Origin of the sequence: Methylobacterium sp. WL120 (assembly GCF_008039465.1) — a bacterium.
Lineage (GTDB): Bacteria > Pseudomonadota > Alphaproteobacteria > Rhizobiales > Beijerinckiaceae > Methylobacterium > Methylobacterium cerastii.
The window spans coordinates 16,683-29,706 of record NZ_VRUT01000052.1 but is presented as its reverse complement, the minus strand read 5'-3'; the positions used below and the strand labels follow the sequence as shown (position 1 = coordinate 29,706).

At 71.2% G+C, this 13,024-nt stretch carries 13 protein-coding genes; 7 read left to right on the top strand and 6 right to left on the bottom strand.

The window, feature by feature from the left end; genetic code table 11:
- Window positions 1-482 precede the first annotated feature (482 nt).
- Entirely contained in the window at window positions 483-1,106 is a 624-nt protein-coding gene (locus FV229_RS11985) for an urease accessory protein UreE (protein WP_147752193.1), read from the top strand.
- A 31-nt stretch (window positions 1,107-1,137) separates the two neighbouring features.
- On the opposite strand, the gene glgX is transcribed toward FV229_RS11985, so the two are convergent.
- Entirely contained in the window at window positions 1,138-3,258 is a 2,121-nt protein-coding gene (gene glgX, locus FV229_RS11980) for a glycogen debranching protein GlgX (protein ID WP_147752195.1), read from the bottom strand.
- A 133-nt stretch (window positions 3,259-3,391) separates the two neighbouring features.
- Window positions 3,392-4,813, bottom strand: coding sequence for a trehalose-6-phosphate synthase (locus tag FV229_RS11975; RefSeq protein WP_147752192.1), 1,422 nt, complete (start codon window positions 4,811-4,813; stop codon window positions 3,392-3,394).
- A 349-nt stretch (window positions 4,814-5,162) separates the two neighbouring features.
- Here FV229_RS11975 and FV229_RS11970 point away from each other — a divergent pair, with 349 nt between their 5' ends.
- From FV229_RS11970 to FV229_RS11945, 6 genes are all read left to right on the top strand, one after another.
- Window positions 5,163-5,642, top strand: a complete 480-nt coding sequence (locus FV229_RS11970; protein WP_147752191.1) for a hypothetical protein — start codon at window positions 5,163-5,165, stop codon at window positions 5,640-5,642.
- Between the two features lie 11 nt (window positions 5,643-5,653).
- On the top strand, window positions 5,654-6,085 hold the full coding sequence (locus FV229_RS11965; protein ID WP_147752190.1) for a phage holin family protein: 432 nt from the start codon (window positions 5,654-5,656) through the stop codon (window positions 6,083-6,085).
- 5 nt (window positions 6,086-6,090) lie between these two features.
- Complete coding sequence (locus FV229_RS11960) at window positions 6,091-6,462, top strand: DUF3618 domain-containing protein (protein ID WP_147752194.1); 372 nt, start codon at window positions 6,091-6,093, stop codon at window positions 6,460-6,462.
- 103 nt (window positions 6,463-6,565) lie between these two features.
- Window positions 6,566-7,363: a hypothetical protein gene (locus FV229_RS11955; RefSeq protein ID WP_147752189.1), complete on the top strand. Its 798-nt coding sequence runs from the start codon at window positions 6,566-6,568 to the stop codon at window positions 7,361-7,363.
- A 97-nt stretch (window positions 7,364-7,460) separates the two neighbouring features.
- Window positions 7,461-8,012 (top strand): alpha/beta hydrolase, encoded by a 552-nt coding sequence (locus FV229_RS11950; RefSeq protein WP_147752188.1) that lies wholly within the window; start codon window positions 7,461-7,463, stop codon window positions 8,010-8,012.
- 101 nt (window positions 8,013-8,113) lie between these two features.
- Window positions 8,114-8,356 (top strand): hypothetical protein, encoded by a 243-nt coding sequence (locus FV229_RS11945; protein WP_147752187.1) that lies wholly within the window; start codon window positions 8,114-8,116, stop codon window positions 8,354-8,356.
- Between the two features lie 9 nt (window positions 8,357-8,365).
- On the opposite strand, the gene FV229_RS11940 is transcribed toward FV229_RS11945, so the two are convergent.
- From FV229_RS11940 to hisN, 4 genes are all read right to left on the bottom strand, one after another.
- On the bottom strand, window positions 8,366-9,394 hold the full coding sequence (locus FV229_RS11940; protein WP_147752186.1) for a TIGR01620 family protein: 1,029 nt from the start codon (window positions 9,392-9,394) through the stop codon (window positions 8,366-8,368).
- Window positions 9,395-9,425: 31 nt separating this feature from the next.
- Entirely contained in the window at window positions 9,426-10,871 is a 1,446-nt protein-coding gene (locus FV229_RS11935) for a YcjX family protein (RefSeq protein WP_147752185.1), read from the bottom strand.
- 120 nt (window positions 10,872-10,991) lie between these two features.
- Entirely contained in the window at window positions 10,992-12,101 is a 1,110-nt protein-coding gene (locus FV229_RS11930; protein ID WP_147752184.1) for a hypothetical protein, read from the bottom strand.
- Window positions 12,102-12,203: 102 nt separating this feature from the next.
- Entirely contained in the window at window positions 12,204-12,992 is a 789-nt protein-coding gene (gene hisN, locus FV229_RS11925) for a histidinol-phosphatase (protein ID WP_147752183.1), read from the bottom strand.
- Window positions 12,993-13,024 lie beyond the last annotated feature (32 nt).

Here is a 13,024-nt window from a genome sequence, read left to right as displayed (position 1 = left end):
GCACCGGCCAGCGCACCGCCGGCGCGCCCGGTGGCGGCTCCGCCGATCGCGGCGCCTGCCAGGGCGCCGAGGCCGGCACCGCCGAGGGCGCGATCCTGCGGCGTGTTGCAGGCGCCGACCGAGAGGGCGAGGGTGCCGGCGAGGGCGGCGGCGATGAGCTTCTTCATGAGTTCCGAGACTCCCTTGTGCATCCGGTCCGGCGTTTCGCCGTGGTGATGGTGCGGTCCGAGCTTAGCCTTATCCACCATGAAATGCATTTGATACGGCCAAGGTTCCGCCGGGATGTGGGGAAGCAGCCGAAAAGCCGGGCTTGTCTCCAGGGTGCGGCGCCCCGGTTCAAGGCTCCGATTTGCTCCGGCTCGGGCCGTCGACGCCGCGAAATGCCCTCGGCACGGCGCGCGGCGCGGGTTAAGAGCCTGCGGAAGCGGGTTTCCGAAATCGGCGACCCCGTCCGTCGCGACCATCGCCTGAGAGAGGGTGCCATGCCGAGAGCCACCACGATCGTCCGCCGGGCCGCGGTCCGCCCCGATGCGGTCGTCGACACGATCAGCCTCGACCATGCCGGGCGTCAGGCGCAGCGCGGGCACCTACACAGCGCCGGCGGCCTGCATATCGACCTGGCGCTGGCGAAGGCCGCCGCCCTCGAGGACGGAGACGCCCTGCGCCTCGACGACGGTCGCCTCGTCGCGGTGAAGGCCGCCCCGGAGGCGCTGCTCGAGGTTCGCGCCGAGAATCCAGCCCGCCTGATGCGCCTCGCCTGGCAGCTCGGCGGCAACCACGTCGCGGCCGAGATCGGCGCCGAAATCCTCCACGTCCCGGCGACGCCCGCCACGGCGGAGCTCGTCCGCGGCCAGGGCTGCACGGCGACCCCGGTCGATCGCGCCTTCCGCCCCGAGCGCATGGCCCACGACCACAGAACCTGCGGCCACGACCATTCGCACGACCACCACGATCTTGCGGCACACGCGCATGACGATCATGGACCCGCAGCTCACGAGCACGACCACGGGCATGCCGACCACGGCCACGATCAGCATGCCCACGATCATGCCGCGCACGATCACGCTCCTCACGTGCACGGCCCGGATTGCGGCCACGATCACTGAAGCGGCTGCGAGACGGAATCGGCGGCCGGCCTCAGGCGGCGACGAACCGGCCTGATGGCTGCGCGGGTTCCGCCTCGCCCTCGGCGAGCACCAGGATCGCGCGGCCTTGGAGCGGGACGACGGCGCTTGATGCGTAGCCGGGGGCGTCCGGCGGGACGGCGCCTGTCGCGGCGGTGCTGTCGAAGACCGGGTGCCACGGGCCGCCGACCACCGCTGCGAGGCGGAAGTCGCAAGGGCCTTGGTCGGCGTTGATCAGGATCAGGATACGGCCGCGGTCGAGGTCGTTGCCGATCTGCATCCCAAAGGCGCGCCGGCTCTCGTCGGCCCAGGCCTCGGAGTCCATCTCCGCACCGCAGGGCGACAGCCAGTGCACGTCGCGCAGGCTCCCCCCGGGCGCGACCGGCGCGCCGTCGAAGAACGCGCGTCGGCGCAAGGCCGGCCGCTCCCTGCGTAGGCGCGTCAGGTTGGAAACGAACACGCCGAGGTCCGGGTCGGGATCGGTCGACCAGTCCATCCAGCTCGTCGCATTGTCCTGGCAGTAGGCGTTGTTGTTGCCCGCTTGCGTCCGCGAGCGCTCGTCGCCCATCAGCAGCATTGGCACGCCCTGGGCCAGCATCACGGTGGCGAGCAGGTTGCGCACCTGCCGGGCGCGGACGGCACGGATCGCGGGATCGTCGGTCGGCCCTTCGACGCCGTAGTTGCGCGACACGTTGTGGCCGTGGCCGTCGCGGTTGTCCTCGCCGTTCCCCGCGTTGTGCTTCTCCTCGTAGGCGACCACGTCGGCCAGCGTGTAGCCGTCATGGGTCGCAGCGAAGTTGATGCTGGCGAGCGGGGAGCGGCGAGAGGGCGCGAACACCTCGCGCGATCCGGTCAGCCCCTGCGTCAGCTTGGCGAGCTGGCCGGCGTCGCCCCGCCAGAAGCCGCGGGCGGCGTCGCGGAACTGGTCGTTCCACTCGCTCCAGCCGCGCGGATAGCCGCCGAGCCGGTAGCCGTCCTCGCCGAGGTCCCAGGGCTCGGCGATCATCTTGACCTGGGCGAGCACCGGGTCCTGCGCCACCGCCTGGAAGAACGCGGCCTGCGCCGAGAACGCGGAGGGCGACCGGCCGAGGCTGGTGGCAAGGTCGAAGCGGAAGCCGGCGATGCCGTAGGCCGTCGCCCAGTGCCGGAGCGAATCCAGCACCATCTGCATCACCCGCGGGTGGGCGACGTCGAGGGTGTTGCCGCAACCGGTGCAGTCGACGTCGCGGCGGGGGTTCGCCGGATCGAGCTTGTAGTAGCTCGCGTTGTCGATGCCGCGGAACGACAGGGTCGGGCCGGTATGGCCGGCCTCCGCGGTGTGGTTGTAGACCACGTCGAGGATCGTCTCGATGCCGGCGGCGTTCAGCTCGCGGATCGCCGCCTTGAGGCCGCCGAGCCCGCCGTCGCCGAGGTAGCGCGGATCGGGCGCGAAGTAGCCGAGCGGCGAGTAGCCCCAGAAGTTCACCAGCCCCTTCTCGACGAGGAAGCGGTCGTCGGCGAAGGCCTGGATCGGCAGCAGCTCGAGGGCGGTGACGCCGAGCTTCCACAGGTGCTCGACGATGGCCGGATGCGCCAGCGCCGCGTAGGTGCCCCGCTCGGCTTCCGGCACCGCCGGATGGGTCATCGTCAGCGCCTTGACGTGCGCCTCGTAGATCACCGTCTCGGACAGCGGCCTGCGGATCGGCTGGAGTGCGAGGTTCGGAACCTCGGGCGCGGTGACGACCGATTTCGGCATGTAGACCGCGCTGTCGCGCCGGTCGATCTGGTCCTCGCGCTGCAGGCCGCGGCGGTGGCCGTAGAGGGCGTCGTGCCAGCGGATGCGCCCGCGGATCTCGCGGGCATAAGGGTCGAGGACAAGCTTCGACGGGTTGAAGCGGTGCCCGCGCGCGGGCTCCCACGGCCCATGAACGCGGTAGCCGTAGAGCTGGCCCGGTAGGACGCCGCGCAGGTAGCCATGCCAGACGTCGTCGCTGCGGCAGGGAAGCCGGATCGTCCGGCTCTCGTGGCGCTCGCCCGGCTCGAACAGGCAGAGGTCGACCGCGGTCGCGTGCTCAGAGAACAGGGCGAAGTTGACGCCGCGTCCGTCGAAGTGGGCGCCCAACGGCGTCGGCACGCCGTCGTCGACGGCGATCATACGAAAATCCGACATGCGATGGTCCCCCCGGCCCGGAGCCGGTGTGGACGCATCCGTGTTCCCGGATCAAGTCGCCGGGGCGAATGGGCTGTGCGGCGCGCCCGGTCGTGACCCAAAGCTACTCGCCTCAAGCCTACTCCGCCGCCGCGGCCGTCGTCGGCGGCTCGCGCTCGACGGTGCGGAAGTTCTCGAGTTCCGATAGGAAGTTTCGCGCCCACCAGTCGACGTCCTCGCGGGTCATGCGCTCGACCATCGGCTTCCAGCGCTCCAGCCGCTCGCTACGCGGCATGTAGAGAGCCGTCCGGATCGCTTCGGCGACCTCGAAGCGGTCGTAGGGGTTCACCATCAGCGCCTCGGGCATTTGTCGCGCCGCGCCGGCGAACTTGGACAGGACCAGCACGCCCGGATCGTCCTCGCTTTGGGCGACGACATATTCCTTGGCGACGAGGTTCATGCCGTCGCGCATCGGCGTGACGAGGCCGACGCGGGCGGCGCGGTAGAGGCCCGCGAGCACCGGCCGAGGATAGGCCTTGGTCACGTACTGGATCGGCGTCCAGGCCGGGTCTCCGAGCGCGCCGTTGATCTCGCCGACCGTCTCGTTGACAGTGCGCGAGAGCTGCTCGTACTCGGGCACCTCGCTGCGCGATTTCGGCGTGATTTGGATGTAGGTGACGTTGCCGCGCTGGTCGGGGTTGGAGGCGAAGAAGCGCTCGACCGCCTCCATCCGCTCGGGCACGCCCTTGGAATAGTCGAGCCGGTCGACGCCGATCAACAGCTTGCGCGTGCGCAGGCCGGCCATCGTCTCGCGGACCACCTTGTTCGAGCCGGCCTTCTCCGCCGCGTCCTTGAAGCCGGCGACGTCGATGCCGATCGGGAAGCTGCGGATCCGGGTGCGCCGGCCGTCGACCATCAGCGAGCCGCCGCCGAGGGGGATCGCGCGGAGCGTGTCGATCAGGTTGCGCGACAGGTTCTGCACGTCCGGGTCGGTCTGCAGGCCGATCAGGTCGTAGTCGGCGATGGCGCGGAGCAGGTCGTTGCTGGCCGGCAGCGTGTTGAACACGTCGGCGGCCGGCCACGGGATGTGGTGGAAGTAGCCGATCGGGTTCGAGAGCCCGAGGCCGCGCAACTCGGCCGCCATCGGCAGCAGGTGGTAGTCGTGCACCCAGATGATGTCGTCGGGCTGGACGAGCTTGGCCAGCGCCCGCGCGAAGATGCGGTTGACGCGGCAATACCCGGCATAATCCGAGCGCGAGAAGATGCCGAGCCCGAGCCGGTAGTGCATGATCGGCCACAAGGCCCGGTTGGCGAAGCCGGCGTAGTATTCTTCGTGGTCCTGCGGCGAGAGGTCGACCACCGCGTACTGGACGCGGTCGCGGTCGATCAGCGTCGGCTCCTCTGAGGGCTCCTCGCTGATGTTGCCGCTCCACCCGAACCACAATCCCTCGTAGGCAGTGAAGGCCTCCTTCACGGCGACGGCGAGGCCGCCGGCGGCGACCGCCTTGCCGCCTTCTTCCGGAACCGCAACGCGGTTCGATACGATCACAAGGCGTGCCACTCAGGTGGGCTCCGGATCCTCAAGCGCGCCGGCGTGGAACGCGCAACGTCAACGTTTCTTTCCATCCGTGAACGCGCGAGAGTTCCCGGCGATCCGTAGGGTTAGCCAAGCGCGAATGACCGCTGCGGGTCAAGCGATCGTTTGCAGCCCTCAAGACGAAATCAGAGGCCTGTCCCGGCGCCCGTCCCCGCCGCGCGGGGCGTCGGAGACAGGCGCGAACCTGGGCCGAAGACGCCTGAACGGCGCCTGACCCGCCGTTCGCGCGGCCGTCCCCGGAACCCGGGGACGCGGGCGATGTTACTCAGGCGAACATCGCCCTCCAAGACCCGTGTACGAAGGAGTCCCGCTCATGGCTGCGTCCGAGATCCCCCACCCCGATCCGGCCCACGCCGCCGCGAGCGAGCAGGCCGAATGGCGCGGCCTGAAGGGCGATGTCGAGGGGATCGCCGACGTCGCGGCCGAACGCGGCCGCGGCCTGATGGATGCCGCCCGGCTCCAGGCCCAGACCTTCGTCGAGGGTCGCAAGAACGACGCGGCCCAATCGGTCCACGACCTCGCCAAGACCCTTCGAGATTCGAGCAAGGACTTCGAGGATCGCCCGAACATCAAGGCGTTCTTCGACAGCGCGGCCGACGGCTTGAGCCAACTCGGCGGCTCGATCGAGTCGCGCAGCTTCGCCGACTTCTACGGAGAGGCCGAAGCCTTCGCCCGCCGCGCGCCGGTGGCGGTTGCGGTCGGGACCTTCGTGGCCGGCTTCATCGCCGCCCGCTTCATCAAGTCGTCGAGCCTGCCGCCGGAAGGCGACGCGCGCGACAGCTTCCGCGCTTGATCGGCCCGGCCATGTCGAACGGATCGCACACCCCGCCTCCGGGCTCCTCCTCCGGCTCCCCCGCCGGCAGCATCCAGAGCCTCATCGGCGATGCCCTGCGCGAGACCAACGATCTCGCACGCAAGGAAATCGCCTTGTTCCGCGCCGAGATGGCGAAGAACGTCCGCTCGCTCATCGTCGGCATCGTCTGCCTCATGGCCTCTGCGGTGTTCTCCGTCGTCGCCCTGCTGGTGCTGATCGGCGCCTTCGTGAAGTGGCTCGCCACCATCGTCGGCTCCGAGTGGCTGTCGGCCCTGATCGTCGGCGGCGTCCTCCTGGTGCTCGCGATCGGGATGGCGCTCTGGGGACGCAACGCCTTGTCGTTCTCGACGCTCACCCCCACCCGCACCGGCCGGCAGGTCCGCCAGGACGCCCGCGCCCTTTCCGAGAGAGTGTCCGGATGAGTTCGATGAATGAGATGGAGCGGGACATCGAGGCGAGCCGCGCGCGCCTCGATGAGACCATCGACCGCATTCAGGGCCGCCTCTCGGTTTCGAGCCTGGTCGACGAGATGCTCGGCAACGCCCGCCGCGCCCCCGCCGTCAGAGGTGCCTATGACGGAGCGCTCGAGGCTGTCCGCCGGAACCCGGTGCCGGTCCTGCTGATCGCGGCCGGCGTCGGCTGGTTGATGCATCGGATGTCCCAGGACGCCAACCGCCGACGGACGCACACCTCCGCCGAGCGCGTGCCGGTCCTGAACGACGGCGCCGCCCGCGCCTACGATCCCGACCTGCCCACACGCCAACCGAAGCCGCCGCTGTTGGACGAGACCCGCGCCTGACGGGACGCCGCTTCGCACAGCCCGGGCCGACGCCCCGAACGACCCCTCGGATTGGCCCCTCGCGGGTTTTGCCAGCCGCGTAAGAGTTCTGAAGGATCACGCCATGAGCAACACGAGCCTGGGCGACACGAGCAAGTCGGCCGCCACCGAAAACCATCTTCCCGACGACATCGCGCGGCGCGCCGCCGCGAAAGTCGAGGCCGGTTTGCATGCCGCCGCCCTGGATCCGGTCGACCTCGATCCGCATGCGAAGGCGGCCGACCATACCCTGCGGCCCGACCCCGCGGGGCTGCGCGACCCGATCGGCCGTCACGACGCCTCTCCGCACGATCACCAAGCCGGTCCTGGCCCGGACGTCGTCGGCAAGGTCGGCGACGTAGCCGACAAGGCCCGCGTTGCGGCAAGCGATGCCGCCGACCGCGCGGCGGACTTCGCCGACCGGACGCGGGATCGCGCTTCGGATCTCGCGGACGACGTGCGCGACCGCCTCGGCGGTGCTGCGGACGAGGCCCGCAATTGGGTCTCGGGCGTCCACCGCGACCACATGCGCAAGATCGACGACGTGGTGGTGCGGGGCAGCGACAAGCTCGAGCGCAGCCGCACGGCGGTGGAGCAGTTCGTCACCGAGAACCCGTTGCTGGTCGGCGTGGTGGGCGTCGCCGCTGGCCTGCTGCTCGGCGCGCTGCTACCCCGGACCCGCCAGGAAGACCGCAACATCGGACCCTACGCCGACGAGGTCCGCGACCAGGGCCTGCGCTACGCCCGCGAGTTCACCAACCGCGGCCGGGAGTTCGTTGAGACCGCCCTCGACCCGGACAACATCCAAACGGCGGCCCAGAAGGCCGGCCTCAAGGCAGAGCCCGAGCACCAGGGCGACGACCGGACGGCCCACCGGCTCTGAAGCAAACCCATATGGGAACCGATCGGAGAGGCGGCGCCGCAAGCGCCGCCTTTCTTCGTTCTCGACCCTTTCGCCGAGAGCGGGTAGGGACGCGGCCATGAAGACCGCCGATTGCGACATCCTGATCGTTCCGGGCCTGGGCGGCTCGGAGGAAGGCCATTGGCAGGCGCGCTGGGCCAGCCGAATGTCCACCGCCCGCGTCGTCGAGCAGGATTCCTGGCATGCGCCGGAGCCCGACGCATGGTGCGGTCGCGTCGTCGAAGCGGTCGCGGCGGCGACGCGCCCCGTCATCCTGATCGCGCACAGCCTCGGCGTCGTCGCCTGCGTCGAGGCGGTTCCGAAGCTGCCGCGGGGCCGCGTCGTCGGGGCGCTGTTCGTGGCGCTGCCGGACGTCGAGGAGACGCCGAACCTGCCCGATAGCGTGCGCGCCTTCGCACCGCTGCCGCGCGACCCACTGCCGTTCCCATCCCTGCTGGTGGCAAGCCGCACCGATCCCTATTGCCGCTACGAGCGTGCCGAGGACTTCTCCTACGCCTGGGGCTCGGCCTTGGTGGATGCCGGCGAATCGGGCCACGTCAACGTCGCCAGCGGCCACGGGCCGTGGCCGGAGGGCCTGATGCGGCTTGCCGGATTCATGAAGGACCTGTGAGCGCATCGCTCAGGCCGCAGGCGCCCGGTTAACCTCCCGTTTACCGAAGCCCGCGCTGATGGACCTCGGATCACGGGCGATCCGGCCCGCGGGAGATCGACGTGACGCGAAAAGAGCTTCTGACGCGACTGGAGGCCGTGCAGACGGCGCTGGGCGAGCGCGCCCACACCTCCTTCAACAGCTCGATCTTCGGCGACGCCGCGCTGCTCAAGCGCATCGAGGCGTTCGAGGCCCAACTCGTGGCCGTCGAGAAGCCGAAGGTCGCCGACTACACAGGCAACATGTTCACCCGCATCGCCAACCGCCGCAACGCCGAAGCGGTGCAGAAGCGGGCGCAGTCCTAACGTCTCCCGCTACTTTGGCTCTGGGTCGGCCGGGCGGAGAAGTTCGCCGGCGACGTCCGAGAGCCGGGGCGGCGCCTCGCGCACGAACGGCAGGGGCCGGCAGACCGCAAGTGCCGCGAGGCCGAAGCGGGCGGTCATCAGGCCGTTCAGCACGCCCTCGCCGAGCTTCGCCGACACCCGCGCCGCGATCCCCAAGCCGAGCACCTGCTGGATCATGCTCTCGCCGACCGCCATCCCGCCGGTGACGGTCAGGTGCGTGAGGGCCGCGCGTGCTAGACGCAAGAACCCGAGGAAGCCCGGGCGCCCGCCGTAGATCGCCGCGATCCGGCGCAGAAGCCGCACGGCGGAGAAGACCACGAACGCCACGTCCACGATCGCCCGGGGGCTCAGCGCGGTGACGCCCGAGACCTGCTTGGCGGCGGTGGCGATGGCGTTGCGCGCCTGCCGGTCGAGGGGGCTCAACAGCTCGTGCTCGGCGAGGCCGATGCGGTCGTCCACGTCGAGGATCGCGTCCGCCGAGCTTTCGAGCCGCTGGCGGCCGGCCGCGAGCCCCACGCGTTCCGCATAGAACGCCGAGAGGTCGCGGACCACGCCCTGGGCCGCGCTGTGGTCACGCGTGGCGATCGCCGTGACCGCGGCCTGGCGCAGGTGCTCGATCTTGCGCTCGCGCCAGAGCCCGCGCAGCTCACGCACCACGATCGCTAGGAGCGCGAGCCCGGCCAAAGCCAGGAGCGCCAGGGCGACGCCGCCGAGCCAGGGCGCGGCCTGGAACAGGTCGGCGATCAGCCGCTCGACCGAGAGCCCGACGCCGAGCGACACGAGCCCGCCCGCGGCCGAAAGCAGGAGGCCGCCCCAGGGGACGCCACGGGACTTCGCCATCGGCACCGGCACGCCGTCGGCCGCGTCCACGATCTCGACCGGGTCCTCGACGATGCGGACGCCGCCCGGCGCCGCCGGCATCGGCGCGAGGGCCTCGCTCGAGGCCGGCGCGTCGGCGGCGGGGATGCGGAAGGCGCGCGGGCGCTGGGTCGAACTCACGGCATCATCCTCAAGGTTGTCGCCCCGGCCATCACGTCAGCTTGTCGCCGATCAGGAACTGCATCGCCCGGTCGAGTCGAATCTGCGGCAGGTGACCGGGCCGCTCCAGCGCGTCGGGCTTGATCACCGGAGGGCGGAACCGGGGAAACCGCAGCGAGCCCGGCTCGACCGCGCCTTCGAGCACGGCCTCGGGCCGGACGGGGAGATGGCCGGGAAACACCGCGGCCTCAGCCTTACCGTCGAACAGCTCGTCGCCGACGGTCTCGCCGGCCTCGGGCGTGCCGGCGACGGCGCGCAGCACCGCGTCGCCGTCGTGGATCGTGGTCTCGCGGGTGGCGCGGACCGAAGCCAACGCCACGGTGCCGACGCGGGCGCCGGCGGCCTCGGTCCGGCGCATGGCGCGCGAGACGAGCAGGCGCAGCAGCGCCTCCAGCCGGTCGTGGCTGGTCTGGTGCAGGTGGTCCGCCTTGGTCGCCGCGAACATGATCCGGTCGGCACGCGGCGCGAACAGCCGCGAGAGCAGCGTGTTGCGGCCGATGTTCAGGCTGAGCAGGACCGAATCCAGCGCCTCCTCCAACTCGGCGAGCGCCGCCGGCCCGGCATCGACGGCCGCGAGCACGTCGACCAGCACGATCTGGCGATCGACGCGCTGGAAGTGGTCGCGGAAGAACGGCACGACGACCTTGGCCTTGTAGGCCTCGAAGCGCCGTTCCATCAGCCCGGCCAGCGTCCTAGGTTCGATCGTCTCGGGCAGACTATCGAGCGGCGCGAAGGTCAGGGCCGGTGAGCCGGCGAGGTCGCCCGGCATCAGGAAGCGACCGGGGGGCGTCGTCGCCACCATCTCCGGCCCGGCGCGCAACGCCGCCAGGTAGGCGGTGAAGGCGGCGCTCGCCCGCTCGGCCACGACCTCGTCGAGGGGGCCCACCGGGTCGAGGCCCTTGAGCATCGTGAGCCAGGGCGCCGCCATCTCCCCGCGGCCGGCGCGCCGGGTTCCGGCGATCGTCGCCCGCGACCAGGCGGTGTAGCTCTGCTCCAGCAGCGCGAGGTCGAGCAGCCATTCGCCGGGATAGTCGACCACGTCGAGCATCAGCGTGCCCGGGCCGGAGCGCCAGCTGCCGGCGCGCTCGTACTCAATCGCAAGGCGGAACTGGCTGATCCGGTCGGTGGAGCGCGGCCACAGGCGGGCTTCGGTGAGGGCGGAATAGTGCTCCTCGAAGGGGAAGCGCGGCACGTCGTCGTCGGGCTGCGGCACGAGGCGGGCGCGGCGCAACCGGCCCTCCTGCGCCGGGGCGAAGGCGGGGAGCGCGTGGCTCTCGACGAGATGGTGGATCAGCGCGGTGGTGAACACGGTCTTGCCCGAGCGGGCGAGCCCGGTGACGCCGAGCCGCAGGGTCGGCTGGATCAGGAAGTCGCTCGACGCCTCGGCGAAGGCCTTGACCGCGGAGCCGGCGCGCGCGGCGAAACTCTGGATGGGCAAGGGCGGACTCAGGTGGTTGGGAGACGCGGAAGGGCCAGCCGGTCGGCCGTCGCCGTTCAGGTGGCGCGGGGAGGGGAGCGCCGCAAGGTTTTGACGCGGCGAGACTCCGTTCGGCAAACGCTACTTCGCCGCGTCGGCCGTCGCCGCCGTGACCGGCCCGAGCCGGGCGATGGCGGCCTCGATGAGGGGCGGACCGGCATGCAGGGCGCCGAGCTCCACCGCCGACATCGCACGCATCACCGCCGCGAGGTTCGGCAGCGGGCTCCCATCGGGCGAGAACAGCGCAAGGTCGTCCGTGGAGCGTAGGCCGACGCTCTTGGCGATGGCGGCGGCGTAGTTGCCGATGCGGACTTCGTCGCCGCCGCAGAGCGGCGCCGGCGCGCGCAGATCGCCCAGGGACAGGCCGGAGACGATCATCGGCAGCAGCGCGGATTCGGCCACCAGCCGATCCGGGGACGGCACCTTCCGGTCGAGGAGCGCGGCCGGGCCGTCCGCACCGCGCACGACGCGAGCGGATGCGGCCGCCGGCTTGTCCGAAAGCCCGGCGGCGATGTCTGCGACCGGCCGCGATGCGACGCGGGTCGCGATGGCAGGGCGCCGGGCGGGATGGCCGCTCATTCGTGCCAGGGGCGACCAGGGCTGCACCCGCAGGGCCGTCCGCCCGCCGCGGCGGGCACCTCCGGGAAGGTGGCGGGCGAGGTAGCGGGCGCGAAGCGTGCCGCCGATCCCGCGGGGTGCGAGGGGCGACGGCTTCGTGTTCTTCGCGATCGGCCCGGGCATTGGAAGGCCGCAACTCGCGGGCGCCCAGCGGCGCACGATCGCCAGCGCGGTGCGGCGCCCGTAGTCGCGGTAGTAGCGCCGAAGCAGGCCGGCCGCGGCGTCGGCTCCGTCTGCCGCGGTGGCGAAGCCGGTATGCCCCTCGGCGTCGGCGCCGACTTCGCCCGTCCAGCGCGCACTTTTGATGCACCAGTAATTGTTGAGCTTTGCGCAGCGCGCGACGAAGGCCGGCTCGGTCGGCGCGACCCGCGCGACCAGGGCGAGCGAGACCGGCCGAAGCTCCGCCCCGGCCTGCGCCCGCCAGTTCGAGACCGCTCGCGCCACGTGCTGATAGTACGGTGCGCCTTCGGCCCCAGATGCGCGCAGCGTGACGACCTGCGCGCGAAGTGCAACGGCTGAATCCTCAGCCAGGGGTGGCAGGGTCGTCAGGAGGAGTATCGCGGCGAGGAGCACGGGCGTCCGTGGTGAGGGTTGCGAACCACGAGGAACGGCGCGGCCGCACGATCGGTTCAGTTCGCGCGCACGTGCCGACGATCGCCCGGAGGCGCGCGAGACTTACGGATTCAGGTGCTTCAACGCCGCCGCGTGCAGGCGCGGGTCGCCGGCCGCGACGATGCGGCCGCCCGCGGTCGCCGGGCCGCCGTCCCAAGCGGTGATGATGCCGCCGGCGCCCTCTACGATCGGGATCAGCGCCACGATGTCGTAGGGCTTCAGCCCGGCCTCGACGACGAGGTCGACCTGGCCCGAGGCCAACATGCAGTAGGCGTAGCAATCGGTGCCGTAGCGCGACATGCGCACGCGGCCCTCGATCGCGCGGAACCGCTCGGCCTCGTCGCCCTCGGTGAACAGGCGTGGGTCGGTGGTGGCGAGCATCGCCGCCGACAGGTCGACGCAGCGGCGAGTGTGGAGCGTCCGCTCGCCGCGCGGCCCGCGCAGGCGCGCGCTGCGCCCGTCGCCGGTGAACCGCTCGCCGAGATAGGGCTGGTGCATGAGCCCGCGCACGGCGCCGCCGTTCCGGGTCAAACCGATCAGCGTGCCCCAGGTCGGGATGCCGGTGATGAAGGCGCGCGTCCCGTCGATGGGATCGAGCACCCAGACGTATTCCGCGTCGAGACGCTCCGAGCCGAATTCTTCTCCTAGGATGCCGTGCGCGGGAAAGCGGGCGCGGATCATGTTGCGTAGGACGAGCTCGGCCGCGCGGTCAGCTTCGGTGACCGGGTCGAACGGCGCCGTCCCGGCGGCCTTGTCCGTCAAGGCGACCTGCGCCCGGAAGAATGGCACGATCGCCTGGCCCGAGGCTTCGGCCAGGTCGTCCATGAACCGGCCGAGTTCGACGACGCTCATCGGCTTTTCCCCGCACGGTCCCGCAATCGCGG